The sequence below is a fragment of the Frankia sp. CeRuru1 genome (genome assembly GCF_977966315.1).
Genome location: NZ_CDWWEW010000025.1, coordinates 1 through 26,771, shown reverse-complemented (window position 1 = coordinate 26,771; position 26,771 = coordinate 1). Strand labels below are relative to the sequence as shown.

Sequence of the window (26,771 nt, the reverse complement as noted above, 5' to 3'; positions counted from 1 at the left end):
GGAGCGAGCCCCGCCGCTCGCGGGTGGCGGGCGGTGGGCGACGAGAAGGAGAACGATGGACACCTTCGGCAGTACCGGATCGCTCGTGGTGGGTGATCGCACCTACACGATCAGGCGGCTGGACGCGGTGCCCGGGGCCGATCGACTCCCCTACAGCCTCAAGGTGCTGTTGGAGAACCTTCTGCGTACCGAGGACGGCGCGAACATCACCGCGGACCACGTCCGGGCGCTGGCGAACTGGGATCCCTCGGCCGCCCCCAGCCAGGAGATCCAGTTCACGCCCGCCCGCGTCATCATGCAGGACTTCACCGGCGTACCGTGCGTGGTGGACCTTGCCGCCATGCGGGAGGCGATGGCCGCCCTCGGCGGCGACCCGTCGAAGATCAATCCGCTGGCCCCCGCCGAGCTCGTGATCGACCACTCGATCATCGCTGACCACTTCGGTCGGCCGGACGCGTTCGAGCTCAACGCGGCGCTGGAGTTCGGCCGCAACCGGGAGCGTTACCAGTTCCTGCGCTGGGGTCAGGAGGCGTTCGACAACTTCACCGTCGTCCCGCCGAACACCGGCATCGTGCACCAGGTCAACCTGGAGCACCTCGCCCGGGTCGTCTTCACGAAGCAGACGGCCGACGGGACGCTGGCCTACCCCGACACCCTCGTCGGCACGGACAGCCACACCACGATGATCAACGGTCTCGGTGTGCTCGGCTGGGGCGTCGGCGGCATCGAGGCCGAGGCCGCCATGCTCGGCCAGCCGGTGAGCATGCTCATCCCCACTGTGGTGGGCTTCAAGCTGACCGGCGAGCTGCCGACGGGCACCACCGCGACCGACATGGTGCTCGTCATCACCGAGATGCTGCGTCGGCACGGCGTCGTCGGCCGGTTCGTCGAGTTCTACGGCGACGGCGTGACGAACGTCCCGCTGGCGAACCGGGCGACCATCGGCAACATGAGCCCCGAGTACGGCTCCACCTGCGCGATCTTCCCGATCGACGCGGAGACGCTGAACTACCTCAGGCTCACCGGCCGTCGCGCGGAGCTGGTGGCGTTGGTCGAGGCGTACGCCAAGGAGCAGGGCCTCTGGCACGACCCGAGCCGCGAGGCTGCTTACACGACCACCCTCGAGCTGGACCTGTCCACCGTCGAGCCGTCGCTTGCCGGGCCCAAGCGCCCGCAGGACCGGGTGCCGCTGGCGAGCGCGAAGCAGGCCTTCCGGGCGGCGTTGGTCGACTACGCCCAGCCCCTGGTGCTCACGAACGGTGGCGCGGACGAGGCGGATGCCGAGTCCTTCCCGGCCTCCGACTCGGCGGCGGCATTCGCCGACAAGCCCTCCGACGCCCCGATCTCGGTGAACGCCGTGGCCGGGGACGTCGCCGCCCGCTCGTCCAACCCGACGGCGGTCACCCTCGCCGACGGCACGAGCGTCGAGATCGACCACGGCGCCGTCGCCGTCGCGGCCATCACCTCCTGCACCAACACGTCCAACCCGCAGGTCATGGTCGGCGCGGCCCTGCTGGCCCGCAACGCCGTCGAGAAGGGGCTCACCCGCAAGCCGTGGGTGAAGACCACCCTCGCGCCGGGCTCGAAGGTGGTCATGGACTACTACGAGCGGGCGGGGCTCGTGCCCTACCTGGACAAGGTCGGCTTCAACCTGGTCGGGTTCGGCTGCACCACCTGCATCGGTAACTCCGGGCCGCTGCCGGAGGAGATCAGTGCCGCGGTGAACGACGCAGACCTGGCGGTGGTCAGCGTGCTGTCGGGTAACCGCAACTTCGAGGGCCGGATCAACCCCGACATCAAGATGAACTACCTGGCGTCCCCACCGCTGGTGGTCGCCTACGCGCTGGCCGGCACGATGGACATCAACCTCGACACCGACCCGCTGGGCACCGGCACCGGCGGGGAGCCCGTCTACCTGCGTGACATCTGGCCGAGCGAGGCCGAGGTCGCCGCGGTCGTCGGCGACGCCATCCAGTCCGAGATGTACGAGTCCGACTACGCCGACCTGTCCGGTGACGAGCGCTGGCGCTCGCTGCCGGTCGGTGATGGGGGGGAGGCGTCGCGGACGTTCGCCTGGGCGCCCGACTCCACCTACGTCCGGCACCCTCCGTACTTCGAGGGGATGGCGGCGAAGCCGGAGGCCCGGACCGACATCATCGACGCCCGGGTGCTGGCGGTGCTCGGCGACTCGGTCACCACCGACCACATCTCCCCGGCTGGCTCGATCAAGAAGGACTCGCCTGCCGGCCGCTACCTTACCGAGCACGGGGTCGCGCCCGCCGACTTCAACTCCTACGGGTCGCGGCGCGGCAACCACGAGGTGATGATCCGCGGCACGTTCGCCAACATCCGGTTGCGCAACCGGCTGGCGCCGGGCACCGAGGGCGGGGTCACCCGGCACCTGCCCGACGGTGAGCAGTTGGCCATCTACGACGCCGCGCAGAAATACGCCGCCGAGGGTGTGCCGCTGGTGATCCTGGCCGGTAAGGAGTACGGCTCGGGATCCTCCCGGGACTGGGCGGCGAAGGGCACCTCGCTGCTCGGCGTGCGGGCGGTCATTGCCGAGTCCTACGAGCGCATCCACCGGTCGAACCTGATCGGCATGGGCGTGCTGCCGCTGCAGTTCCCCGTCGGCGAGTCGGTGGAGTCGCTCGGCCTGACCGGGGAGGAGACGTTCACCATCACGGGCCTCGCCGAGGTGGGCGAGAGGACCCCGTCCCTCACGGTACGTGCCGGCGACAAGACCTTCGAGGCGGTCGTGCGGATCGACACCCCCGGCGAGGCGGAGTACTACCGCCACGGCGGGATCCTGCTGTACGTCCTGCGCTCGCTGCTGTAGCCCACGGCCGATGATCCGGGACCGGCGGGTTCGCTCCCGCCGGCCCCGCCCGCCGGCCCGCATGTCGCCTGCCGCGCCTCGTGCGCTCCTCCCTTGCCCTGGTCGGCGTGCTGGGTAATTTACGTACTACCGAGAGTGATAAGCTTGCTGGGTGAACACGGACGGCCGTGCCGTCCGATCGTCACCATCCGTTGCGGTAGGGGGAAGTCCGAATGCCGCGTGGCACCCCGGAACAGAGTGGGCCCTCGGTACCGACGGTTCCGTCGGGAATCCCCGGTGAGCGGGTCACCCCGATCGTCCCCCAGCCCAGCGGGCCCCGGCCACGCCGCCCCCAGCCGGCCGTGGCCCGGCCGGGGCCGGCCGCGGACGACGCCGCCGGACCGCGCGGGCGGCGCCTGCGGGTCATGGTCATCGTCGGCACCCGGCCGGAGGTGATCAAGCTTAGCCGGGTGATCGCCGCCCTCGACCAGGCGGTCGACCTGTGTCTGGTCCATTCGGGCCAGAACTACGACCACGAACTGAGCGGAATCTTCTTCGAGGAGCTCGGCATCCGCCGACCGGACCACATGTTGGAGGCCGCCGGAGCCACGCCCGCGGAGACGATCAGCAGGATCATCGCCCGGGTGGACCCGGTGCTCGCCGCCGAGGAGCCTGACGCCGTGCTGCTCTACGGCGACACGAACACCTGCCTCGCCGCGATCCCGGCGAAGCGCCGACGCATCGGGGTGTTCCATCTCGAGGCCGGGAACCGCAGCTTCGACCAGCGGGTTCCCGAGGAGATCAACCGTAGGGTCGTCGATCACCTCAGCGACGTGCATCTCGCCCTGACTGAACATGCCCGCCGTCACCTGCTCGCCGAGGGACTGCCCGCGCAGCGGGTCTTCGTCGTCGGATCGCCGGTGAAGGAGGTGCTCACCCACTACGCGCCGCTCATCGACACCTCGTCGGTGCTCGCCACCCTCGGGGTGCAGGCTGGCCGGTACCTGCTCGTCAGCGCCCATCGGGAGGAGAACGTCGACCGCCCCGAGATGTTGTCGGCGCTGCTGGACACCCTCAACCGGCTGGTGGCCCGCTACCGGCTGCCGATGATCGTTTCGACCCACCCGCGGACCCGCGAGCGGCTCTCGGCGCTGCGCCGCTCCGGACACTTCCCGCTCATCGACGAGCGGGTGCGCTTCTGCCGGCCGTTCGGATTCTGTGACTACCTCGCCCTGCAGCGGTCCGCGCTGTGCGTGCTGTCCGACAGCGCCACGCTCACCGAGGAGGCGTCCCTCGTCGGCTTCCCTGCGGTGCTGATCCGGGAGGCCCACGAGCGCCCGGAGGGCATGGACCGCGGCGTGGGCGTCTCCAGCGTGCTGCGCCCCGACCGGATCCTTGACGCGGTCGAGCTCGTCGTCCGGGAGGCGGAGAGCGACCGCCGCCCCCGGGTCGTCGCCGACTACGACGTCGACGACGTCTCCCGCCGGGTGCTGCACATCATCGTCAGCTACGTCGATCACATCCGCCGGACGGTCTGGTACGGCGACCCCGGCCCGTCCGCCGGGCCGAGTCCGGCCGCTCCCGCCACCACCGCCGAGAGCCACTGAACCCTCCCCGTCCCGGGCACGGTAGTCAGCTTTTTTAGGGATCTCCCTGACGCGCGCCCCCGTTCCCGTTTCCCAGACTGAAAAGCGACACGCCGTCAGCGGTATCAGTTGGGGAGGAACACCGTCATGCCCGGACAGTGGGACGCCACCGTCAAGTCGGTCTACGCCGTCGACAGTGGTACCAACAACACCATTGATGTCATCGCGGATGACAAGGCCTTCGATGTCATCGCCGACGTCGAGATCGGGGAGAGCCTGATTGACTTCGGTGGCGCCGAATACACGCTCAGTGTTTCTGTTCGCAACCTGAGCCGGTTCGTCGTCGTGGCCACCGGAAACGTGATCGGCAAGATTCCGGTCAAGCCGGGGGACCCGAGGAAGGCCTTCAACAAGCCGTTGACGGTGCCAATCTCCGCACCCTGGTTCGCGAATGCTGCGGAGGATGGGGACGCCCTCGACGTCATCGCCGCACTCAAGGTGGCGTCGGGACGGTTCGTCAACACCACGGTCGCGATCAGCCCCTCGTTCATCGTCTCACCCTGATCGGGTCCGGCTCCTCACGAGGACATCGGATCCGATTGTTTGACGGTGGCCCCGGCGGAGGATCTCCGCCGGGGCCACCTCGCGCTATCAGGGTCTTGCGGTCAGCAGGGCCAGGGCGCACCGGGTCTTCGTCTCCTCGTCCTCCTCGATGTCGAGCCCGAGGCGGCGCAGGGCGGCCTCGAAGGCGATCTGGGCGATCTGGGCACCATCCGGCTCAACCCGGATGGACAATTCCAGCAGATCGAGCCCGCGGTCGCCGGGACCGGGGGCGAGCCGCCATCTCTCGGCCGCCACGGGAAAACCCGCCACCGGGATCGGAACCGGGGTGTTCCAGCGGACACCGTCGAGTGGGCCCAGTACGGACAGGCTGTCCAGGTCGATGGGGCGGTCCGCGTACTCGCGAAGGAACCGGCGCTGGCGGGGTGAGAACAGTTTCCGCGGCGACGTCGCGCCGACGAGGACGTCGGTCACCCGGCGTGCTTCCGGGTGTGCGGTCAGCGAGGCCGCGGGAACCCTGCGTTCCCCCGTCCAGTCCGCCTCCATCCGGAACACCGCGACGCGGTCGGGGCGCAGGCCGAGCCATTCCGGACTGAGCCGGGATCGCCCGGCCGGCCGGAGCCTGACCGTCGTATCACCGTGTCCGGCACCGTACTGCCGCAGCCGCAGGATGATTCCCTCGTCGAGCAGCGCTATTCCGCCGCGTTCCGCCGTTCCAGCCGGGTCCGCGCAGAAGTAGACCCGACGGCCGATGCCCAGCTCGGCGGTGAGCGCCAGAGCGTCACGCGCGGCGGATATCCACGGCCCGGTGAGGTTCACCTTGATCTGAACGCAGTCCAGGCGACGACGGGGACGCATCTCAGCTTCCGTGGGAATTACCGGGAGTGAGTAGAAGTCCGGTCATATACGGGCAACACCGGGATCATTTCTCTGCGTGGGTAACCGGACGTGACGGCCGGATCGTCAATGGCACTGGGTCGGGCACCGGACACCCCTCCGTACGGCTTCTCCCGGTTCTCCCAGGTCAACACACCGAGGGCCGAACCGCGTCCGGGAATCCCCGGCGGTTCCGGACATCGTCGTTCACTTCTGTGCTTAAAGTCCCTTTGCCGACCGTTCTGGTCGCGGAAGGATGATGTTGGTGGACAACGGCGTCACGGGGGAAGGACGGTTGTCGTGAAAGGGGCAAAGGCCACCATCGATGACTCTACCGGTATGCATCCGCTGGTAGGCCGGGAAAAGGAGTGTCGTCTCCTCGACGGCCTGCTCGCGGCCGTGGCGCAGCGCGGATCTGCCCTCGTTCTGCGGGGTGAACCCGGGGTGGGGAAGACCGCGTTGTTGCGGTATGCCGCCCGGATGGCCAGCACCCGGGCGGCCACCGCCCGGGTGCTCCAGCTTCGCGGGGTCGAGTCGGAGAGCACGCTGCCTTTCGCCGCGCTGGCGGACCTGGTGCTGCCGCTGCGGGAACATCTACCGGATCTCCCTGACGCGCAGCGGGTGGCGCTGCGGGTATGCCTGGCGCTCGCGGAGGGGGTGTCAACGAGCCCGTACGCCGCGTGCGCGGGAACCCTGAACGTCTTGGCCGCGGCCGGGGACAGGCATCCGCTCGTGGTGCTCGTCGACGATCTGCAATGGGTGGACCCGCCGTCGCAGCAGGCGCTGCTGTTCGTCGCGCGCCGGCTGGCGGTGGAACGGGTGGCGATGGTGATGACGGTCCGCTCGGATACCGCCGACCTGTGCGAGCGGTCCGGCCTGCCCTGTATGGAGGTCGCCGGGCTGTCCACCGAGGCGTGCGGCGAGCTGATCCGCGAGCACGGTTATCGGATGGCCCCGCACGTGCTGGGCGACCTGGTCCGGCGGATCGCCGGCAACCCATCGGCGCTGCTGGAGACGGCGGCCTCGCTGGGGGAGGCCCAGCTGCTTGGGCAGGAACCGCTCGGTGAGCTGCCGCCGCCGGGACGTCAGTTGGAGCGTGCCTGGTCCGACCGGCTGGACGGGCTGCCCGAACGCACCAGGCAGGCGTTGGTCGTGCTCGCCGCCAGCCGCACGACGTCGGTGGGAGCCCTGGCCCGTGCCGTGACCGCAGCCGCTCTCACCCTGGCCGATCTGGACGCCGCCCACGACGCGGGTCTGGTCAGGGTCGCCGCCGCGGACGGCGGCGTCGGCGGCGGTGATGGCGTCGATGCCACGCTGGAGTTCGCCCATCCGATGCTGGGGCCCTTCGTGCTGCGCCACGCCGCACTGTCGGCGCGCATGCGCGCCTACCAGGCACTCGCCGAGGTCTCCCATGGTGATGCGCGGGTGTGGTACTTGGCCGCCGCGGCTGGCGGTCCGGACGACGGGGTGGCCGACGCGCTTGCCGAGGTCGCCGTCCGGACACGCCGACGCGGGGGATACGGCGCGTCGGCACGGGCGTGGCACCGCTCCGCCGCACTGACCTCCGAGCGGGCCACCCGGGTCGACCGCGTCCTGCGTGCTGCCGCCGACGCGCATCTCGGCGGCCTGTCCCAGGATGCGGCAGCCTGGGCCGACGAGGCGGCGCGGCTGGCCCGCGGGCCGCTCGTGCGAGCCGACGTCGAGCTGGTCCGCGGCCGGGTGCTCACCTGGTCCGGTCATCCGACCCGGGCGTACGACCAGCTCGTCCAGGCGGCCGAGGCGGTCATGGACACCGATGCCGGACGGGCGGGCGCGCTGCTCGCCGAAGCCGTCCTGCCGGCTCTGATGGACGGCAGGGTGACGGTGGCCCTGAACACCGCCCAGCGCGGGCAGGCACTGACGCCGCGCCATCCGGCCCGCGCCCTGCCCCTGTCGATCCACCATGGCCGCGCTCTCGCCCTCACCGGGATGACCGGCGAGGCGGCCGCCTGCCTGGACGCCGTGTCCGGAGAGATCATCGCCGCGGACGACGTGGAGGACCAGCAGGCGCTGACTCTGACCGGCCAGACCCGCCTCGACGTCGAGGCGGACGGTGAGGCCGCCCGACTGCTCACCGCCGTGGTCAATGCGGCCCGCCGCGCCGGAGCCCCCGCGATGCTGCCTTACGCCCTCGCGGTGCGCTGTGAACTGGAGGGCTGGCGGGGCCTGTGGGCGGCCGGTTACGCGGATGGGGTGGACGCGCTGCGCTGGGCCGAGGAGCTCGGGCAGGTAGGCGCGATCGGCCTCAGTCTTATCGTGCTCGCCCGGATCGACGCCGCCCGCGGCGACCGTGCCCTGAGCGAGCAGCGGATCAGCCGCCTGCGGCGTGAGATCGGGCCGTACGGCATCGGCAGCCTGGACCTGCACGCGGCCGGCGTCCTCGGGCTCGCCGCGCTCGGTCACGGCGAGTACGACGTCGCCGTCATCACACTGCGAGAGGCCTGGTCGCGGGCCCGAGCCATGGGGCTGGCCAATCCCAACGCGATGCCGCTGGTCGGCGATCTCGCCGAGGCGCACATCCGGTCCGGTGACCACGACGGTGCCGCGGAGGTCGTGGATTGGCTCGCCGAACGTGCCGAGACGACTGGACTCGCGTGGCCCGCGGCGGTCGCCGCCCGCTGCCGCGGCCTGATGGCCGACGGCCTGGCGGCGGCCGAGACCGCCTTCGCGCAGGCCGAAGCCGCTCACCGGCGCCGGCGGATGCCGTTTGAGCACGCTCGGACCCGGTTGTGCCGGGGCGAGGTCGTGCGTCGTTTCCGCCAGCCGGCCGCCGCCCGGGTGCCCCTGCGCGAGGCGTACGCGACCTTCGAGATGCTGGGAGCGAAACCGTGGGCCCGCCGAGCCGCCGCCGAACTCACGGCCACCGGCGACCGGAGTGTCCTCAACGACCGCCCGACGGAGCACCCGACAAGGCTGGAGCGGCTCACCCCCGCCGAGCTCCAGGTGGCCCGCGCCATCTGCGAGGGGATGAACAACGCCGAGGCCGCGGCCGCCCTGTTCGTGTCCCGCAAGACGGTCGAGACCCATCTCACCCGGGTCTACCGCAAGCTCGGGATCCGCTCTCGCGGCGGTCTCAGCCGGGCGCTCGTCGCAGCCGGAGTCGACGACGTCGTGCCCTGGCCGTGAGTGGCGGGCCGGTGGTGAGCGGCGGGCCGGTCGGGGACCTCAGTCTCGGTCGGCGGGGGGATCCTCGGCGAGCAGGGCGGTCAGCGCCGGGAACAGGGCCGGCGGGGCGGCGACGGTGAGATCTTCGCCCGCCGGGCGGCCGTGCAGCCCACCGACCCGCAGCCCGGCCTCCACCGCCACGAGGCCGCCGGCGGCCTGGTCCCAGGGCTTCAGCCCGCGCTCGTAGTAGGCGTCGACGAGGCCGCCGGCCGCCGCGCACAGGTCCAGCGATGCCGCACCCATCCGACGGATGTCGCGCACCCGGGGCACCACCCGGCTGGCGACAGCGGCCTGCGCGGCCCGGCGGGACGCCGTGTAGCCGAAACCCGTTGCGACGAGGGCGCCGGCCAGCGTCGTCACCGCCGACCCGGTCAGCGGTTCCCCGTCCCGGTAGGATCCGCCGCCGCGCGTGGCGGTGTAGGTCACGCCCAACGCCGGGGCATGCACAACTCCGGTGACGACCTCCCCGCCGACCTCGGCGGCGATCGAGACCGCCCAGTTGGGCAGCCGGTAGAGGAAGTTCACCGTACCGTCGAGCGGGTCGACGACCCAGCGCACCCCGGTCGTGCCGGCGGAGTCCGAACCCTCCTCGCCGAGCAGTCCGTCGCCGGGGCGCAGTTCGGCGAGCCGTCGGGCGACGAGCGCCTCGGAGGCGCGGTCGAGGGCGGTCACGACGTCGGTGGGAGACGACTTCGTCGTCTCCGCGGCCACGGTGCCCTCCCGGCCCCGCGCGAGCAGGTCACCCGCCTCACGGGCGATCGTCAGCGCAATGGCGAGCAGTTCGTCCGGGTCTGGCAGGTCGCTCATCGTCCGGCGCTCCAGGGATCGGCACGGGAGTGGGGATCGGCACGGGAGTACGGTCCGTTCAACGGTTCATCCTGCCAAGACGGCCGGTCGTGCACTCCCCGTGGAATGTGAGAGGCGTCACGTCCGTCGGCTGCTTCCGGTTCCCGTTCCCGGCTCCGGCTCCGGCCCAGGGGCGCGTGCCCGGGCCGGAACCTCGCCGGTCCGCCGACCGGGGGACCTCGGTGGTCGGTGACCACGATCGAGGCGCCCGTAGGATCGTTGCTTGTGGTCGCGACAGACGGTACGGAACGGTCCACCCGCGCGGTCCCGGCGAAGCCGAGCCTGGACGGCATCGAGGCGCGCTGGTCGACGGTATGGCAGGATGAGGGCACCTACGCGTTCGACCGGACGGTCGACCGCGGGCAGGTCTACTCCATCGACACCCCGCCGCCGACCGTCAGCGGTTCCCTGCACGTGGGGCACGTCTTCTCGTACACCCACACCGACCTGATCGCCCGCTACCAGCGGATGCGGGGTCGCGAGGTCTTCTACCCGATGGGCTTCGACGACAACGGGCTGCCGACCGAACGCCGGGTGCAGAACTACTTCGCTGTCCGCTGCGAGCCGTCGCTGCCTTACGACCCGGGTTTCACCCCGCCGGACAAGCCCGGTAAGGAGCAGATCCCGATCTCGCGACGCAACTTCGTCGAGCTCTGCGAGCGGCTGACCCTGGCGGACGAGAAGGGCTTCGAGCAGCTCTGGCGCCGGCTGGGGCTCTCCGTCGACTGGTCGCACACCTACGCAACGATCGACGCCCGGTCGCGGACCGTCGCGCAGCGGGCCTTCCTGCGCAACCTCGCTCGCGGTGAGGCTTATCTTGCCGAGGCCCCGACGCTGTGGGACGTCACCTTCCGCACCGCAGTGGCCCAGGCCGAGCTGGAGGACCGGGACCGCCCCGGCGCGTACCACACCCTGGCCTTCCCCCGGTCGGGCGTCTCCGCCCCGGGCGAGGGGCTGGACCCGGCGGACCCGATCGTCATCGAGACGACCCGTCCCGAGCTGCTGCCCGCCTGCGTCGCCCTGGTCGCCCATCCGGACGACCCGCGTTATCAGTCGTTGTTCGGCGCCACGGTGCGGACCCCGCTGTTCGACGTCGAGGTCCCGGTGGTCGCGCACCGGCTGGCCGACCCCGAGAAGGGATCCGGCATCGCGATGATCTGCACCTTCGGCGACCTCACCGACGTGACGTGGTGGCGCGAGCTGCGACTTCCGGCGCGTGCGGTGATCGGCCGTGACGGCCGGTTCATCCCGGACCCACCGGACGCCGTCACCTACGCGGCCGGCCGGGAGCGGTACGCCGAGCTCGCCGGAAAGACCGTGCACGGCGCCCGGGCGCGGATCGTCGAACTGCTCGCCGAGTCCGGCGCGCTGCTCGGCGAGCCGCGGCCGATCACCCATCCGGTCAAGTTCTACGAGAAGGGCGACCGGCCGCTGGAGATCGTGACGACCCGCCAGTGGTACCTCCGCAACGGCGGGCGGGACGAGCCGCTGCGGGCCGCGCTGCGTGGACGAGGCCAGGAGTTGCGCTGGTACCCGGACTACATGAAGGTCCGCTACGAGAACTGGGTCGACGGCCTCAACGGCGACTGGCTGATCAGCCGGCAGCGGTTCTTCGGCGTGCCGTTCCCGGTGTGGTACCCGCTGGACGCCGCCGGTGCGCCGCGGTATGACGCGCCGATCGTGCCCGACGAGGCGTCGCTGCCGGTCGACCCGTCCAGCGACGTCCCGCCCGGGTACACCGCCGAGCAGCGGGGCGTGCCCGGCGGGTTTGCCGCCGACCCCGACGTGATGGACACCTGGGCGACGTCCTCGCTCACCCCGCTGATCGCCAGTGGCTGGGAGCACGATACCGATCTGTTCTCCCGGGTCTTCCCGATGGACCTGCGCCCGCAGGCGCACGAGATCATCCGGACCTGGTTGTTCTCGACGGTGGTGCGCACCCACGCCGAGTTCGGCGTGCTGCCCTGGTCGAACGCGGCGATCTCCGGCTGGATCCTCGACCCGGACCGTAAGAAGATGTCGAAGTCCAAGGGCAACGTGGTGACCCCGATGGGCCTGCTCGAGGAGCACGGGTCGGACGCGGTCCGTTATTGGGCGGCGTCCGGGCGGCCGGGCACCGACACCGCCTTCGACGTCGGCCAGATGAAGAACGGCCGCCGGCTCGCCATCAAGATTCTCAACGCCAGCCGGTTCGTGCTCGGTCTCGCCGTGACTCCCGACACCGTGACCCCCGACGCCGTGGTCTCCGACGCCGGGGCGGCCCCCGCCCCGGCCAGTGAACCGCTGGACCGGGCCCTGCTGGCCGCCTTGGCCGACGTGGTCGACACCGCCACCGCGGCCTTCGACGGCTACGACTACGCCCGGGCCCTCGAGGTCACTGAGTCGTTCTTCTGGCGGTTCTGTGACGACTACGTCGAGCTCGTGAAGGGCCGGGCGTACGGCTCCTCCGGGGCGGCGGGCGCGGCCTCCGCGCACACCACGCTCTCGGTGGCCCTGTCGGCGTTGCTCCGGCTGTTCGCCCCGGTCCTGCCGTTCGTCACCGAGGAGGTCTGGTCCTGGTGGCGTCCTGGTTCGGTGCACCGGGCGAGCTGGCCGGACGCCGCCGAGATCCGCAAGCTCGCCGAGGGCGCCCGCGCGGAGCTCCTCGGTGCCGTCGGGGCGGCGCTGTCCGGTGTCCGCCGGGCCAAGTCCGAGGCGAAGGTGTCGCAGAAGGCCGAGGTCGCGAGCGTCCTGATCAGCGGCGAGGCCGACCTCGTCGCCCTCGTCGAGTCGGTGGCCGCGGACCTGCGCAGCGCCGGCAGCATCCGGGAGCTCACGCTGAGCCCGACCGGCGGCGAGATCGCCGTCGCCGTCGAACTGGCCTGAACACAGGGCACAGACGGGATCAGATGCCGGCGAGGCGCTTGGCGGACGGCCGCAGATACACGAACCAGGTCACCACGAAGCACAGCGCGTAGAAGGCGATGAAGGAGATGTACGCCGCGTCGCCGGTCCGGTAGCTCAGGAACGACTGCCGGAAGGCCAGGTTCACCAGCACCCCGCCGAACGCGCCGATCGCGCCGGCCAGGCCGATGAGGGCTCCGGACAGCCGCCGGGCCGAGTGCTGCGCCGCGACCGGGTCGCCACCGGCGTCGATGGTGGTCTGCGCCTTCGCCTGGAAGATCGCCGGGATCATCTTGTACGTTGACCCGTTCCCGACACCACTGAAGACGAACAGCGCGATGAACCCGACCAGGAACAGGGGAAGCGACTCCGTCAGCGAGGCGACGAGCACGATCGCGGCTGCGGCCGCCATCGCCACGAAGTTGGCGAAGGTGACCTTCGCTCCGCCGACGCGGTCCGCCAGGATGCCGCCGACCGGGCGGATCAGTGAGCCGAGCAGCGGACCGAGGAAGGTCAGGTAGGCGGCCTTGATCGGGGTGCTGAACTGGTCGTGGAACTGCACCTGGAGCACCTGGCCGAACGCGAAGCCGAACCCGATGAACGACCCGAACGTGCCGATGTAGAGCAGCGACATCACCCAGGTGTGACCGTCACGGGCGACGTCGCGCATCGCGCCCCGGTCGTTCTTCGCGCTCGACAGGTTGTCCATGAACAGCGCCGCGCCGAGCGTCACCAGGACGATCAGCGGTATGTAGACGGCAAGGACGACCCGGGGGTGGTCCTTGCCGGCGGTGGCGAGGACGAGCAGGCCGACAAGCTGGATCGCGGCCACCCCCAGGTTTCCGCCGCCGGCGTTCAGTCCCAGGGCCCAGCCCTTCAGCCGCTCCGGATAGTAGGCGTTGATGTTGGTCATCGAGGAGGCGAAGTTGCCGCCTCCGACCCCCGCGACCGCGGCGACGATCAGCAGGGTGGGGTAGGAGACGCCGGGAGAGAGAACGACGGCCGCGAGGATCGTCGGCACGAGGAGCACCGCCGCGCTGAAGATGGTCCAGTTACGCCCCCCGAACCGGGCGACGGCGAAGGTGTAGGGGATCCGCAGCACACAGCCGACGAGCGCGGGCAGCGAGGTCAGCAGGAACTTGCCGGCCGGGTCGATGTGGTAGGCCGGTCCGAGGAACAGGACCGTCACCGCCCACAACGACCAGATCGAGAACCCGACGTGTTCGGCCAGGATCGAGAAGATCAGGTTTCGGCGGGCGATGCGGGAACCGCCGTTGTTCCAGAAAGTGCGGTCCTCGGGCCGCCAGTCGTCGATCCAGCGGCCGCGTCGGGACGGACCGGTCACGGTGCCGGTAGTCGGGACGCCTTCCAGCGTGGCGCTCATAGATGATCCTCCGAGGTGCGGGTGATGCCACGACGGTAGAAATGCGCCGTTACGTGGCGCGGCGTCGGCTGTGACACTCTCTGAGACATCTGCTCACCTGGGCGGGGACCCGACGGTGAGACCTCGGGCGCACCGGCCGTCGGGCCGTCGGCGGATCCGCCGGGAGGCCGGGCGAGGCGTGGGTGGCCTGGCGGTCGACCGGTCAGTCGATCCGGCGTAGCTGCTCGCGGTAGCGCTTGCCGTTCGCCACGTAGATCGCGGCCCCGGCGGCGAGGGCACCCGGGGCGACGGAATCCGGCAGGATCTTCGCCGGCACGCCGAGCGCCCTCGCGCCCGGCGGCACGACCGTGCCGCCCACGACGACCGCGCCCGCGCCGACCAGCGCGCCCCGGCCGATCCGGGCCCGGTGGAGCACCACCGAACCGGAACCGACCAGGGCGCCGTCCTCGACGACGCAACCCTCCAGATGAGCCAGATGCCCGACCGTGCAGTCGTCACCCACCACCGTGGTGAGTTCCTCGGTAGCGTGGATCACCGTGCCGTCCTGGATGGACGTGCGGGCGCCGATCTCGATCGTCCCGTAGTCGCCACGCAGCACCGCGCCCGGCCACACCGTGGACTCGGGCCCGATCGTCACCGTGCCGATGACCGTCGCGTCCGGATGGACGTAGGCCGTGGGATCGATGGTGGGGACGGCGTCCCCCAGGGCGTACACGGCCATCCGAGCCTCCCGCTGATCGTGACGCCGCCGATCCGGACGGCGCACCGGTGGATCCCATCGTGCCCGGAAAGGAGCAGCCGGGTGCCCCGGAGAGCCGCTCGTGGCCGGCCGCTCATCAGTGCTCGCCGGTCACGCGTTCAGTCCTCGGATGCCGTTCAGTCCTCGGAGAAGGAGGTCTTCGGGTGGAGCATGCCGGGCGGTGGTGAACCCGTCGCCCGGGCCCATCCGCGCGCGGCCGCGCGCTCGGCCGCCAACCGGCCGATCCCGATCGCGAGACCCGAGATCGCCGCCCAGGCGACGGCCTCCGTCCAGGCGGTGTCCGGGTCCGCCGGGTTGGCCGGCGGGTCGGACTTGCGCACCTTGCGGTACAGGGCGCTCACGACTCGGCTCGCGGCCATGCCCGCGAGCGCGGTCGCCCCTCCGCCGACGATCTTCCATCCCAGCTTTGACGCTGCTTTCGTCACCCCGCACCTCTCGTTCCTCGGCGAGGACCATGCCGGTCCGCCCGCCCCCTGCTTACCCCGACCGGCCTGCTTAGCCCCTCGGATCGTCTTAGCCTCTCGGATCATCTGCTATCCGATCACGCCGGGATACGCCCGCCGGAGTCCGGGGCTCGCTGCGGCCCGTCGGACCGGCAGGCCGATGGCGGTACGAGGGCCATGGCCTAGCGTGGGGGTCACGCCCGGACCGGGCACCCTCGACCAGGAGAGCCATGACCGCCACCGATCCGACGACGCCCACCGCCCCGCCTCCCGCGTCCGCGGTGCCACTCGCCGTACAGCCCGCGCCCGCCGTACCGGGTCGGGTGGAGATCCTCGTCCGCCGGTCGGACCGCGAGCTGGCGCTGCCGGCGTACGCCCAGCCGTCGGACGCGGGGGCGGACCTGGTGACGGCCCAGGATGTGACGCTCGGCCCGGGGGAGCGGGCGACGGTCGGAACCGGCCTGAGCATCGCCCTGCCGGCCGGGTACGCGGCGTTCGTCCATCCGCGCAGTGGCCTGGCCGCGCGGCACGGCCTGTCCGTGGTCAACGCCCCGGGAACGGTGGACGCCGGTTACCGTGGAGAAATTAAAGTCATTCTGATCAATACCGACCGATCTGACATGATCACCCTACGTCGGGGCGACCGGATCGCCCAGCTGGTCGTGCAGCGCGTGGAGCACGCCGTGTTCCGGGAGGTCGATGAGCTGCCGGCCTCGGTGCGCGGAAGCGGCGGGTTCGGCTCCACAGGGGGTTTCGGGTCCGCCGGGGGGGCAGGAAAGGAGACCACCGGTGTTCGGGCGAGGGCGTAGGGAGTTCGACCGTCGCGAGGCCTCCGAGGTGGACGTCCCCGAGAAGGTCACCTCGCGGGGCTCGTCGGAGCCCGACGGTCCCTACGACATCGCGCAGGCACCCGATGACGACGTGCATCGCCTCGATCTCGGGTCGTTGCGGATTCCAGCGCTCGACGGCATGCAGGTGCAGTTCCAGGTCGAGGAGTCGACCGGCAAGCCGCTGACGGTGCTGGTGACCGACGGGCGCAGCGCGATGGAGCTCTCCGTCTTCGCGGCGCCGAAGAGCCGGGGCCTCTGGGACGAGGTACGGGCCGAGATTCTGGAGACCATTCAGGGGGGCGGTGGGTCGGAGGCAGACGGTCGCTACGGCCCCGAACTGCGGATGAGGTTGCCGACCGGGCGACCGGGCGAGACCGTGCCGGGTCGCATGATCGGTGTGGACGGTCCGCGCTGGTTCCTGCGGGCGGTGGTGACCGGCGCGGCCGGACAGGATCCGGCGGCCGGCCCCCTCCTGGACGCCGCGTTGCGCAATCTGATCATTTCTCGTGGTGACGGCGCGATGCCGGTGCGGGATCCGTTGCCCCTGAGGCTGCCGAAAGAGGTCACTGATCACCCCGATCACCCCGCTGGTTCCGGCGGACCGGTCGCCTCGGCGGCCAGCGGACGGCCCGAGATGCCCGTGCGCGGTGCGCGTATAGCCGAGATCCGCTGACCGCCCTGTGCCCGGGGTCCCCGCATTGCGCCGAAGGCCCCCGATGGCTCCCGGAGGAGGATCGCCGGAGGTGATTCGACGGAGACCCCGTGCGGCGCCCTGTGCCCGGGGTCCCCGCATTGCGCCGAAGGCGCCATGCGGGGCGGGCACATTGAGCGCCGGTCATGCGTTGCATTGGACGTGTTGAACGTGTTGGACGTGCTCGAGCAGCAGTTGCTTGCGCCGAGTCGCCGACGAGCCGGATCGGAGGAGCGGTGGGCGAGTCACGCGGCTGGTTGGGGCGCAAGCTCCACAGACTGACAGCAGGGACGAGCGAGCTCGACGCCGAGGACCTCCAGGCGGCCTCGGCGGCGGCGGGCGCCGCCCCGATGAGCGGCTGTCGTGACCGGGACGAGATCTGCGTCGCGGGTACCATCCAGGCCGTGACGGTACGTGCGCGTTCGGGTGCACCGACCCTGGAGGTCGACATCTACGACGGCAGCGGCACCGTCACGTTGGTCTTCCTCGGCCGCCGGGACATCCCGGGCCTGCGGGCTGGCGCGTCGGTCAAGGCTTCCGGGCGCGTTACCGTGCAGGAGAACCGTCCGATCATCTTCAACCCGCGTTACGAACTACTCCCCGTTCCGTCGGCGAGCGCCTAGGTCGGCGGGTCCGCCCAACCCGACGGGATCTTAACCAGACATGCCACGTACGCCATCTCCCGACACGCCTCCGATGACGATGTCCGAGGCCATCGGCGGCCCACGGGGGATCATTGACAGCTCCGTGCCCACCGTGGCGTTTGTGACGGTGAACGCCGAGGCCGGACTGACCGCCGGCATTGCGGTCGCCATTGCCACGGCGGCCGCTCTGCTGGTGCTGCGCATCGTGCGCCGTGAGCCGACCCAGCAGACCTTTTCGGGGTTGTTCGCCGTGGCGATCGCTGCATTCGTGGCCTCTCGCACCGGGAACGCGAAGGGGTTCTTCCTGCCCAGCATCGCGAAGAACGCGCTCTGGGGGGTGGTGGCCCTGCTGTCGATCGTCCTGCGCCGGCCGGTGACGGGGTATCTCATGGCCGGTCTGGACAGCCGCTATGCGAACTGGCAGCGGGTGCCCCGCCAGCGGCGGGCCGCGGTGTGGGCGACGGTCGTCTGGATCGCCGTGTTCGGTGTGCGGTTCGTCGTGCAGGGGGTGCTCTACCTCGCCGACGAGCCCGGCTGGCTGGCCGCGGCCAACATCGCCCTGGGACTTCCGTTGTTCGGTGTCGCGGTGTTGGCCAGCTTCGCCATCGTCCGCCGGATCGCACCGCTGCCCCCCGCCGCCACCGACCCGACGGTCGTGGACGGCGAGGTGCTGGACGGCGAGGTGCTGGCCGGGGACGCCCCGCGCGGCGAGCTCCCGCGCGGAGAGCGGCGGCCTGCCGGCTGACGGCCTCCGCATCGCCAGCCTGTCGCGCGTCAGCCTGTCGCGCGTCAGCCCGGCGTGCCCGCGCCTGCCGGCGCTTGACCGAGCAGCACGGCGAGCTTCTCCTCGGCCTCGGCGTTCGTCGTGACCGCGAGAACCTCGTCGCCGTCTTCCAGGGTGGCGTCGGGCGAGGGAATGACCGCCCGTCCGTCACGCAGGATCACCACCAGGGCGCTGTCCGCCGGCAGGGCGATCTCGCTGAGCCGCTGGCCGATCACTGGCGCGTTCTCGGCCAGCGTCAGCTCGACGAGGGATGCATCGCTCTGCCGGAACCGCATCAGCTGGACGAGGTCGCCGACGCTGACGGCCTCCTCGACCAGAGCCGTGAGCAGGCGCGGCGCGGACACCGCCACGTCCACCCCCCACGACTCGGTGAACAGCCATTCGTTCTTGGGATGGTTGACCCGCGCCACGACCCGGGGCACGCCGAACTCGGTCTTCGCGAGCAGCGAGACGACGAGGTTCACCTTGTCGTCCCCGGTGGCGGCCACCAGGACGGTGTACTCGTTCAGCCCGGCCGCGTCGAGCTGGGACAGCTCGCAGGCGTCCGCGAGCAGCCACCGGGCCTCCGGTAGCGCGTCGGTCCGGATCTTCTGCGGATCCCGCTCGATGATGAGCACCTCGGAGCCGTTCTCCAGCAGTTCGGCGGCGATGGACCGGCCGACCTTGCCCGCTCCCGCGATCACCACCCGGCGCACGCTCATCGCTTCTCCTCCTCGCGCGGCATCGTCTGCCTGGATCTGCCCGGAGCTACCCGGCGCCCTCGCCGTCCGGCCCGGTGCGCAGCACCGTGTCCGCCTTGGATGCGTGCGCCTTCGTCACCGCCACGTGCACGACGTCACCGTCCTGGACGAGGGTGCGGGCGTCGGGCAGGACACCCTCGCCGAACCGGGTCACGCAGACCACCCGTACCCCGGCGGACTCCTCCAGCTCCCGGATCCGGCAGCCCACCCAGGCGGGTCCTGGTGGGATCGCGGCCAGCAGCACCGAGCCCGACGGATCGGACCACTGCGGCGTGACAGCGTCGGGCAGGAGCCGGCCGAGGATCTGGTCCCGGGTCCAGCGCACCGTGGCGACGGTGGGGATACCGAGCCGCTCGTAGACCTCGGCCCGGCGGGGATCGTAGATCCGCGCGACGACCCGCTCGACCCCGAACATCTCGCGGGCCACCCGGGCGGCGATGATGTTTGAGTTGTCCCCGCTGGAGACGGCGGCGAACGCGGCGGCCCGCTCGATGCCCGCCTCGATGAGGGTGTCGCGGTCGAAGCCTATCCCGGTGACCCGCAAACCGGTGAAATCGTGCGGTAGCCGCCCGAACGCGGCGGGGTTCTGGTCGATGATCGCTACTGAGTGGCCGAACCGTTCGACGCTGCGGGCAAGCGCGGAGCCGACTCGGCCGCAGCCGAGGATCACGACATGCACAAGGGTTCAGGGTAGTCCGATCCGGCCTGACCGGCGCAGGTCACGTGGCCGGATCTCCGGATACGGAGCATCTGTGTGCCACGCCACACTGATGCTGAACTGCGTGGCTGGCGTCGGTAGCATCGCCGCGTGGCGCTCACGGATCGCCTCAAGCGCGGTTTCGTCGGTCGACCGATCGGGAGCGACCGGCTTGGGGAGACACTGCTCCCCAAACGGATCGCCTTGCCCGTCTTCGCGAGCGATGCCCTTTCCTCGGTGTCGTACGCGACCGAGGAGATCCTGCTTGTCCTGTCACTCGGCGGGCTGGCCTTCTACCACTACTCGCCCTGGCTCGCTGGAGCCGTCGCCATCCTGATGCTGACGGTGGTGGCGTCCTACCGGCAGAACGTGCACGCCTACCCGAGTGGCGGCGGCGACTACGAGGTCGTCTCGGTCAACCTGGGCTCGCGGGCCGGCCTGCTGGTGGCCAGTTCCCTGCTGGTTGACTACGTCCTCACGGTCGCGGTGTCGGTGTCGGCCGGTGTCGCGAACCTGACGTCGGCCGTCACCGGGCTCGCCGCGCACAAGGTGCTCCTCGCGGTCGTCATCGTGATCCTATTGACGATAATGAACCTGCGTGGGGTGCGCGAGTCCGGCACGGCGTTCGCCATCCCGACCTACGGCTTCGTGCTCGGCATCTTCGTAATGATCGTCACCGGGCTGGTCCAGGCGGCCGTCGGTCATCCGCCGCGGGCCGAGAGCGCCGGATACCAGGTGGTCGCCGAACACGACTACGCGGGATTGGCCCTGGTGTTCCTGGTGCTGCGGGCGTTCGCCTCGGGATGCACGGCGCTCACCGGGGTCGAGGCGATCAGTAACGGGGTGCCCGCGTTCCGGAAGCCCAAGAGCCGCAACGCCGCGACCACCCTGCTGATGCTGGGGTTCATTGCAGTCACGATGTTCGGCGGCGTCACCGCGCTGGCTCTGATCTCCGACGTGCATGTCGCCGAGCACACCGGGGACCTGATCGGCGCCAGTGGTGAGCAGCCGACCGTGATCGCCCAGGTCGCCGCCGCCGTCTTCGGGGACGGATCGCCCGGCTTCGGCTACATCGCCGTCGTCACCGCTCTCATCCTGATGCTGGCGGCGAACACCGCCTTCAACGGCTTCCCGGTGCTGGGTTCGATCCTTGCCCGCGACGGCTACCTGCCGCGTCAGCTATACACCCGCGGCGACCGACTGGCCTACTCCAACGGGATCGTGCTGCTCGCCGGCTTCGCGATCATGCTGATCATCGTGTTCGACGCGCAGGTCACTGCCCTGATCCAGCTCTACATCCTCGGGGTCTTCATCTCGTTCACCCTCAGCCAGACCGGGATGGTGCGGCACTGGGCGCGCATCCTGCGCTCGGACGACCCGGCTGCGTCCGATCCGGCCGCCCGTCGGCGGATCCGTCGGTCTCAGGCGATCAACTTCTTCGGCGCCTGTCTCACCGGCACCGTGCTGATCATCGTGCTGGTCACGAAGTTCACCCACGGTGCCTGGATCGTCTGTCTGGCTATCCCGATCATCTTTCTCGGGATGCGGGGGATCAGGGCTCACTACGACCGGGTCGCGGTCGAACTCACCCCGGAACCCGGGCCGCCGACCCTGCCCTCCCGGATCCACGCCGTCGTCCTCGTCAGTAAGATCCATGCCCCGACGCTGCGGGCCCTGGCCTACGCCAAGGCGTCGCGGCCGCACAGCCTCGTCGCGGTCACGGTCGCCGTCGACCAGGCGGAGGCCGATCGGCTCCGCAAGGCGTGGGCGGAGCGAGGGATCACCGTCGATCTCGTGGTGCTGGCCTCCCCCTACCGGGAGGTGACCCGCCCGGTGCTGGACTACGTTGCCCGGATCAGGCGGGAGAGCCCACGGGACGTCGTCGCCGTCTACGTCCCCGAGTACGTCGTCGGTCACTGGTGGGAGCATCTCCTGCACAATCAGAGCGCGCTGCGGCTCAAGGCCCGGCTTCTCTTCCAGCCCGGCGTCATGGTCACCAGCGTGCCCTGGCAGCTCGCCTCGTCCAGGCTGGCCGAGCAGCGGCTCGAGCGGACCGGGGCGGGCGCGGTGCGACAGGGCCGGGCCACGCTTCCCGGCCCGTCGGAGCGGAAGCGGTGAGTCGACAGCGCCGGCCCGCGCGATCGCGCGTCTCCGGGGACACCGCACGGCAGGCCCGCGCCCCAGGGATCGCGGTCGGCTCGCTGCTCGACCTCGACGTTGGGCCGGTGGCCCACGGCGGCTTCTGCGTCGCCCGCTCGGGCGGTCGGGTGGTGTTCGTCCGCCATGCCCTGCCCGGCGAACGGGTCCGTGCCCGAGTTACCGACGCCTCCCACGAGCGGTACTGGCGGGCGGACGCGGTCGCCATCCTGACGCCCTCGCCGGACCGAGTGGTCGCGCCCTGCCCGCACGCCGGCCCAGGGTTGTGCGGGGGGTGCGACTGGCAGCATGCCGGCCTCGCGGCGCAGCGGCGCGGCAAGGCCGAGGTCGTGGCCGACGCCCTTCGGCGGTTCGGTGGCCTCGACGCCCGGGTCAGCCCCGCGCACGCCGGGTCCGGCCTCGGGACGGCGGCCGAGGCCGGACCCGGCGCCGAGCCGGCGCTGGAGGTGCTGGTCGAGGCGGTGCCCGTCAGCGGCCCGGAGCGGCTGACCGGATCCGACCGGTCCGGTGGCGTCGACGACGGACTGGCGTGGCGGACCCGGATGCGCTTCGCGGTGACGGCCGGCGGCGAGGTCGGGCTGCGGGCGAGCCGCTCGCACGAGGTGGTGGCGACGCCGGACTGCCGCATTGCCCACCCCCTCGTCCTCGCGGCGCTCGCCGGCCGGCGGTTCCCCGGGGCCGACGCCGTCGAGGTCGCGGTCAGCCCGGCGACCGGGCAGGTGGCCGTGGCGGTGCATCCCGCCGGCGCCGGGACGGTCGTCGACGACGGGCGCGTCGGGACCGGCGAGGACCCCGGGGAGGCCGGAGTCCCTGGGGAGGTCGTCGAGGTGGTGGGGGAGCGGAGGTTCCGGCTCGGGCTGGAGGTGTTCTGGCAGGTCCATCCGGCGGCTCCCGGCGTGCTGGTGGACGCGGTCCGCGGGGCTCTGCGTCCCCGAGCCGGGGAGACCGCGCTCGACCTGTATGCCGGGACGGGCCTGTTCGCGGCGTTCCTCGCGGAGGATGTCGGCGCCGCTGGCCGCGTCATCGCACTGGAGTCCGACGCCGCGTCGGTCGCGGCCGCGGCGAACAACCTCGCCGATCTGCCATGGGTCTCGCTGCGGGCGTTGCGGGTGACACCGGCTACCATCCGCGGGGTGCTCGGTACGGGCGGGCCGGCCGGCCGGGTCGATCTCGCGGTGCTCGACCCGCCGCGCACCGGGGCGGGCCCGGCGGTGGTGGCCGCGCTGCTCGCCCATCGCCCCCGCGCGGTCGCCTACGTCGCCTGTGATCCCGTCGCATTGGGTCGGGACCTCGCTGCCGCGGCAGCCGTGGGCTACGATCTCGTCGCGTTGCGCGCCTTCGACCTGTTCCCGATGACCGCCCACGTCGAGTGTGTGGCACTGCTCGAGCCGCGAGGCGCGGACCGGAGTCCGCACCTGGTGTGATTGTGCCGGTACCAGAAGTGTCGCCGGAATGGCGTGGACTCCACTTCCGGCCGCTTCTGGCACGACCTGGTCGTCCCGGCGTGTCGCCCGCGCGCCACGCCGACAGAGTGTGTGCATCCGCGTACTCGGATCCGGACCAATAGTGGACAACCGGGGAGGTGGATTCTACCGCGATCAGGCCTATTGCCTGACGGTCTACGAGGAACTCACATGTCGGGTGCCCGTCTGCAAGGGACCAGGCGGGCTGCGTAGACTTTGCCGGACCCGGACCGATCCCCTTTCGGGAGAGGGAGTTCACGCCGTGTCGCTTCTGTCCACGATCAGTAGTCCGCAGGACGTCAAGCGCCTCGACCACGAGGAGCTCGGCACCCTGGCGGCCGAGATCCGTGATTTCCTCATTCACGCAGTCGCGCGTACGGGAGGTCACCTCGGGCCGAATCTGGGGGCTGTCGAGCTGACGTTGGCAATACATCGTGTGTTTGATTCGCCATTCGACCGCATCCTTTGGGACACCGGCCATCAGTCCTATGTGCACAAGATTCTGACCGGCCGGGCGGACGATTTCTCCGGGCTGCGCCAGAGGGGTGGCCTTTCCGGCTACCCCAGCCGGGCCGAGTCCGAGCACGACATCATCGAGAACTCGCACGCCTCGACCGCCCTGTCCTACGCCGACGGGCTGTCGCGTGCCTACGCGCTGCGTGGTGAGGGCCGGGCCGTCGTCGCCGTCGTCGGTGACGGTGCCCTGACCGGCGGGATGTGCTGGGAGGCGCTGAACAACATCGCCGCCGACGACCGGCCCGTCGTCATCGTCGTCAACGACAACGGCCGGTCCTACGCACCGACGATCGGCGGCCTCGCCGACCACCTCGCCGCGCTGCGGCTGGCGCCCGAGTACGAGCAGGTCCTCGACGTCGTCAAGCAGGTCCTCGGCCGCACCCCGCTGGTCGGCCCCCCGCTGTTCGACGCGCTGCACGGCATCAAGAAGGGCATCAAGGACGTCGTCCAGCCGCAGGGCATGTTCGAGGACCTCGGCCTGAAGTACGTCGGCCCGGTCGACGGCCACGACGTCGTCGCGGTCGAGTCGGCCCTGCGCCGGGCTCGGGACTTCGGCGGGCCCGTCATCGTCCACTGCGTGACCCGCAAGGGCTTCGGCTACCCGCCGGCGGAGCAGGACGACGCCGACAACTTCCACGGCGTCGGCATCATCGACCCGGCGACCGGTAAGCCGGTGTCGACGTCGAAGACCATCAGCTGGACGAGCATCTTCTCGGGCGAGATCGTGCAGATCGGTTCCGAGCGGCCCGACGTCGTCACGCTGACCGCCGCGATGCTCCAGCCGGTCGGTCTCGGCGCCTTCGCCAAGGCCTACCCGGACCGGGTGTTCGACGTCGGTATCGCCGAGCAGCACGCCGTCACCTCGGCCGCCGGGCTCGCGATGGGTGGGCTCAAGCCCGTCGTGTGTCTCTACGCCACGTTCCTCAACCGCGCGTTCGATCAGGTCCTGATGGACGTCGCCCTGCACCGCCAGCCCGTGACGTTCGTGCTCGACCGGGCCGGTATCACCGGGGAGGACGGGGCGTCGCACAATGGCATGTGGGACCTGTCGTTCCTGCAGGTTGTCCCGGGGCTCGCGATCGCCGCCCCGCGGGACGCGCCGACCCTGCGGGCGGAGCTGCGCGAGGCCGTGGGTAACACCGACGGCCCGACCGTCGTGCGCTTCCCCAAGGGCAAGGTCGCCGCGGACGTGCCGGCGATTGACACGGTCGGCGGGGTGGACGTGCTCTACCGTTCGCCGAAGGTGGCCCAGCGCCGCGAGGTGCTGCTGGTCTCCATCGGCGCGATGGCCGCGACCTGCCTGGAGATCGCGGAGCGGGTCGCGAGCCAGGGCATCGGCATCACCGTCGTCGACCCGCGGTGGGTCAAGCCACTGGACCCGGCACTGATCGATCTTGCCCGCGCCCACGACCTCGTCGTCACCGTCGAGGACAACGGCCGGGTCGGCGGGGTCGGGGCTGCGCTGGCCCAGTTGCTGCGCGACGCCGACGTCGACGTGCCCCTGCGGGACTTCGGCATCGCCCAGCGCTTCCTCGACCACGGCAAGCGGGACGAGGTCATGGCCGAGGTCGGGCTTGCCCCGCAGGACCTCGCCCGCAAGGTCGTCGAGGCCGTCGCGAAGCGCCAGCCGGCCATCGAGGACGACCCGGCCTCGCCCGGCGAAGCGGCCCCGGCGGGCGAGCGGGCCGGCGAGGCCATCGGCGACCAGCGTTGATCCCCGGCGCCCTGATCCCCGGCGCCCTGACTCGGGTGCCCTGATCCCGAACGCACCCGGGTATCGCCCGGTCACCGGGGTTCGGCGGGCGAGGACCCGCCACCGTGTCGGGACCCGCCACCGTGTCGGGGCCCGGCACGATGGCGGCCCGACCGCCGTCCTAGGCTGACCAGGTGGGTGAGCACACCGTGTCGGCGCGCCGGGGCGCCGCCTCCCGCCGCCGGGCTGGGCGCGGCCCACGCTGGTGGGCCATGCGTGGTGCGCTCTTGGTGGCCCTCGGGCTGCTGGTTCTCGCCCTGGTCAGCCAGTGGAACGAGATCGAGGAGTCCGTCCGCTCGCTCACCGTGGGCGGCGTGGTGGCCTCGGGTGTGGTCACCGTGCTTGCCGTCGGTACCACCGTGCTGTCCTGGCGGGCGTTGCTGGGAGGGCTGGGTGCCGCGCTTCCCCTGCGGGCCGCCGTGCGGATCTTCTTCGTCGGGCAGATCGGCAAGTACATCCCGGGCAGCGTGTGGCCGGTGCTCGCGCAGATGGAGCTCTCCCGTGACCACGGCGTCTCCCGGTCGAAGGCGGCTTCGGCGAGCCTGGTCGTATTGGCGCTCGCGGTGCCGAGCGGGGGGCTCGCCGCGGCGGTCACCCTGCCGTTCGTCTCCGCGCAGGCGCTCGCCGACTACTGGTGGGCGCTGGCGGTCGTGCCCGTCTTCGTCGTCGTGCTCTGCCCGCCGGTGCTGTCCCGCCTGCTGGCGCTGGCGTTCCGGCTGCTGCGCCGCCCACCGTTGACCGAACCGCTGCCCCCGCGGGCCGTCGCCGCCGGAGCCGGCTGGTTGCTGCTCAGCTTCTGCTGCTACGGGGTGGCGACCTGGCTGCTCGTCCGGGATCTGCATCCGGCGGTCGGCGGCGGCCGGCTGTTGCTGCTCTCCCTCGGGGCCTATGCCCTGGCCTGGACCGCCGGATTCCTGGTACTGGTGCTGCCCGCCGGGGCGGGGGTGCGGGAGGCGGTGCTGGTACTGGCGCTGGCCCCGGCGGTCGCCAGTGGGCCGGCGACCCTGGTCGCGCTGGTGGCGCGGCTTCTCGCCACGATCGCCGACCTGGTCTGGGCGCTCGTCGGTGTCGCCCTGCGGCAGCGGGGTGCTCGGCTGTCGTGTACTGATGATGTGGTGCAGGAGCGAATGTGAGG

General features: G+C 71.2%; 20 protein-coding genes. 13 read left to right on the top strand and 7 right to left on the bottom strand.

The features are described from left to right. Positions 1 to 55: 55 nt before the first annotated feature. The 3 genes from acnA to AC08OP_RS03575 all read left to right on the top strand — a co-directional run bounded on the left by acnA (position 56) and on the right by AC08OP_RS03575 (position 4,968). Complete coding sequence (acnA, locus tag AC08OP_RS03585; RefSeq protein ID WP_476612886.1) at positions 56 to 2,839, top strand: aconitate hydratase AcnA; 2,784 nt, start codon at positions 56 to 58, stop codon at positions 2,837 to 2,839. A 212-nt stretch (positions 2,840 to 3,051) separates the two neighbouring features. Continuing rightward, positions 3,052 to 4,425 carry a non-hydrolyzing UDP-N-acetylglucosamine 2-epimerase gene (wecB, locus tag AC08OP_RS03580; protein WP_476612885.1) on the top strand — a complete coding sequence of 458 codons (1,374 nt, stop codon included), beginning with the start codon at positions 3,052 to 3,054 and terminating at the stop codon, positions 4,423 to 4,425. Between the two features lie 126 nt (positions 4,426 to 4,551). Then, complete coding sequence (locus AC08OP_RS03575; RefSeq protein ID WP_462186970.1) at positions 4,552 to 4,968, top strand: hypothetical protein; 417 nt, start codon at positions 4,552 to 4,554, stop codon at positions 4,966 to 4,968. Positions 4,969 to 5,055: 87 nt separating this feature from the next. On the opposite strand, the gene AC08OP_RS03570 is transcribed toward AC08OP_RS03575, so the two are convergent. Beyond that, entirely contained in the window at positions 5,056 to 5,823 is a 768-nt protein-coding gene (locus AC08OP_RS03570) for a hypothetical protein (RefSeq protein ID WP_476612884.1), read from the bottom strand. A gap of 318 nt (positions 5,824 to 6,141) precedes the next feature. On the opposite strand from AC08OP_RS03570, the gene AC08OP_RS03565 reads away from it, so the two are divergent. Continuing rightward, positions 6,142 to 9,006, top strand: a complete 2,865-nt coding sequence (locus AC08OP_RS03565; RefSeq protein WP_476612883.1) for a helix-turn-helix transcriptional regulator — start codon at positions 6,142 to 6,144, stop codon at positions 9,004 to 9,006. Positions 9,007 to 9,045: 39 nt separating this feature from the next. On the opposite strand, the gene AC08OP_RS03560 is transcribed toward AC08OP_RS03565, so the two are convergent. Next, positions 9,046 to 9,852, bottom strand: coding sequence for an inositol monophosphatase family protein (locus tag AC08OP_RS03560; protein WP_462186965.1), 807 nt, complete (start codon positions 9,850 to 9,852; stop codon positions 9,046 to 9,048). Between the two features lie 264 nt (positions 9,853 to 10,116). Here AC08OP_RS03560 and valS point away from each other — a divergent pair, with 264 nt between their 5' ends. Further along, a complete protein-coding gene (gene valS, locus AC08OP_RS03555; RefSeq protein ID WP_476612882.1) occupies positions 10,117 to 12,756 on the top strand; it encodes a valine--tRNA ligase in 2,640 nt (879 codons plus the stop codon). Between the two features lie 19 nt (positions 12,757 to 12,775). On the opposite strand, the gene AC08OP_RS03550 is transcribed toward valS, so the two are convergent. From AC08OP_RS03550 to AC08OP_RS03540, 3 genes are all read right to left on the bottom strand, one after another. Further along, positions 12,776 to 14,158, bottom strand: a complete 1,383-nt coding sequence (locus AC08OP_RS03550) for a nitrate/nitrite transporter (RefSeq protein WP_476612881.1) — start codon at positions 14,156 to 14,158, stop codon at positions 12,776 to 12,778. Between the two features lie 202 nt (positions 14,159 to 14,360). Then, positions 14,361 to 14,879, bottom strand: a complete 519-nt coding sequence (locus tag AC08OP_RS03545) for a gamma carbonic anhydrase family protein (RefSeq protein ID WP_476612880.1) — start codon at positions 14,877 to 14,879, stop codon at positions 14,361 to 14,363. 155 nt (positions 14,880 to 15,034) lie between these two features. Then, positions 15,035 to 15,343, bottom strand: a complete 309-nt coding sequence (locus AC08OP_RS03540; protein ID WP_476612879.1) for a DUF4235 domain-containing protein — start codon at positions 15,341 to 15,343, stop codon at positions 15,035 to 15,037. 248 nt (positions 15,344 to 15,591) lie between these two features. Between AC08OP_RS03540 and dut the strand changes: the two genes are divergently transcribed. From dut to AC08OP_RS03520, 4 genes are all read left to right on the top strand, one after another. Further along, positions 15,592 to 16,170: a dUTP diphosphatase gene (gene dut, locus AC08OP_RS03535; protein WP_476612878.1), complete on the top strand. Its 579-nt coding sequence runs from the start codon at positions 15,592 to 15,594 to the stop codon at positions 16,168 to 16,170. Beyond that, on the top strand, positions 16,151 to 16,864 hold the full coding sequence (locus AC08OP_RS03530) for a DUF3710 domain-containing protein (RefSeq protein ID WP_476612877.1): 714 nt from the start codon (positions 16,151 to 16,153) through the stop codon (positions 16,862 to 16,864). Before dut ends, AC08OP_RS03530 begins: the two co-directional genes overlap by 20 nt. A 254-nt stretch (positions 16,865 to 17,118) precedes the next feature. Next, a complete protein-coding gene (locus tag AC08OP_RS03525; protein ID WP_462187663.1) occupies positions 17,119 to 17,505 on the top strand; it encodes an OB-fold nucleic acid binding domain-containing protein in 387 nt (128 codons plus the stop codon). A 40-nt stretch (positions 17,506 to 17,545) separates the two neighbouring features. Next, positions 17,546 to 18,271 carry a DUF3159 domain-containing protein gene (locus AC08OP_RS03520; RefSeq protein WP_476612876.1) on the top strand — a complete coding sequence of 242 codons (726 nt, stop codon included), beginning with the start codon at positions 17,546 to 17,548 and terminating at the stop codon, positions 18,269 to 18,271. Between the two features lie 44 nt (positions 18,272 to 18,315). On the opposite strand, the gene AC08OP_RS03515 is transcribed toward AC08OP_RS03520, so the two are convergent. Both AC08OP_RS03515 and AC08OP_RS03510 read right to left on the bottom strand, forming a co-directional pair. Continuing rightward, positions 18,316 to 19,011, bottom strand: coding sequence for a potassium channel family protein (locus AC08OP_RS03515; RefSeq protein ID WP_462187661.1), 696 nt, complete (start codon positions 19,009 to 19,011; stop codon positions 18,316 to 18,318). A 46-nt stretch (positions 19,012 to 19,057) separates the two neighbouring features. Then, positions 19,058 to 19,729, bottom strand: a complete 672-nt coding sequence (locus tag AC08OP_RS03510) for a potassium channel family protein (protein WP_476612875.1) — start codon at positions 19,727 to 19,729, stop codon at positions 19,058 to 19,060. A gap of 129 nt (positions 19,730 to 19,858) precedes the next feature. On the opposite strand from AC08OP_RS03510, the gene AC08OP_RS03505 reads away from it, so the two are divergent. The 4 genes from AC08OP_RS03505 (at position 19,859) to AC08OP_RS03490 (ending at position 26,769) form a co-directional block, all read left to right on the top strand. Then, complete coding sequence (locus AC08OP_RS03505; protein WP_476612874.1) at positions 19,859 to 21,865, top strand: APC family permease; 2,007 nt, start codon at positions 19,859 to 19,861, stop codon at positions 21,863 to 21,865. Beyond that, positions 21,862 to 23,328: a class I SAM-dependent RNA methyltransferase gene (locus AC08OP_RS03500; protein ID WP_476612873.1), complete on the top strand. Its 1,467-nt coding sequence runs from the start codon at positions 21,862 to 21,864 to the stop codon at positions 23,326 to 23,328. Before AC08OP_RS03505 ends, AC08OP_RS03500 begins: the two co-directional genes overlap by 4 nt. Positions 23,329 to 23,629: 301 nt before the next feature. Beyond that, complete coding sequence (dxs, locus tag AC08OP_RS03495) at positions 23,630 to 25,597, top strand: 1-deoxy-D-xylulose-5-phosphate synthase (RefSeq protein ID WP_476612872.1); 1,968 nt, start codon at positions 23,630 to 23,632, stop codon at positions 25,595 to 25,597. Between the two features lie 173 nt (positions 25,598 to 25,770). Continuing rightward, positions 25,771 to 26,769 carry a lysylphosphatidylglycerol synthase domain-containing protein gene (locus AC08OP_RS03490; protein WP_462187656.1) on the top strand — a complete coding sequence of 333 codons (999 nt, stop codon included), beginning with the start codon at positions 25,771 to 25,773 and terminating at the stop codon, positions 26,767 to 26,769. Positions 26,770 to 26,771 lie beyond the last annotated feature (2 nt).

Bases quoted from the DNA above. Each gene is read 5' to 3' on its own strand.
- AC08OP_RS03550 (WP_476612881.1), bottom strand. From the start codon at position 14,158: ATGAGCGCCACGCTGGAAGGCGTCCCGACTACCGGCACCGTGACCGGT.
- AC08OP_RS03560 (WP_462186965.1), bottom strand. From the start codon at position 9,852: ATGAGCGACCTGCCAGACCCGGACGAACTGCTCGCCATTGCGCTGACG.
- AC08OP_RS03520 (WP_476612876.1), top strand. From the start codon at position 17,546: ATGCCACGTACGCCATCTCCCGACACGCCTCCGATGACGATGTCCGAG.
- acnA (WP_476612886.1), top strand. From the start codon at position 56: ATGGACACCTTCGGCAGTACCGGATCGCTCGTGGTGGGTGATCGCACC.
- wecB (WP_476612885.1), top strand. From the start codon at position 3,052: ATGCCGCGTGGCACCCCGGAACAGAGTGGGCCCTCGGTACCGACGGTT.
- AC08OP_RS03570 (WP_476612884.1), bottom strand. From the start codon at position 5,823: ATGCGTCCCCGTCGTCGCCTGGACTGCGTTCAGATCAAGGTGAACCTC.
- dut (WP_476612878.1), top strand. From the start codon at position 15,592: ATGACCGCCACCGATCCGACGACGCCCACCGCCCCGCCTCCCGCGTCC.
- AC08OP_RS03575 (WP_462186970.1), top strand. From the start codon at position 4,552: ATGCCCGGACAGTGGGACGCCACCGTCAAGTCGGTCTACGCCGTCGAC.
- AC08OP_RS03515 (WP_462187661.1), bottom strand. From the start codon at position 19,011: ATGAGCGTGCGCCGGGTGGTGATCGCGGGAGCGGGCAAGGTCGGCCGG.
- AC08OP_RS03545 (WP_476612880.1), bottom strand. From the start codon at position 14,879: ATGGCCGTGTACGCCCTGGGGGACGCCGTCCCCACCATCGATCCCACG.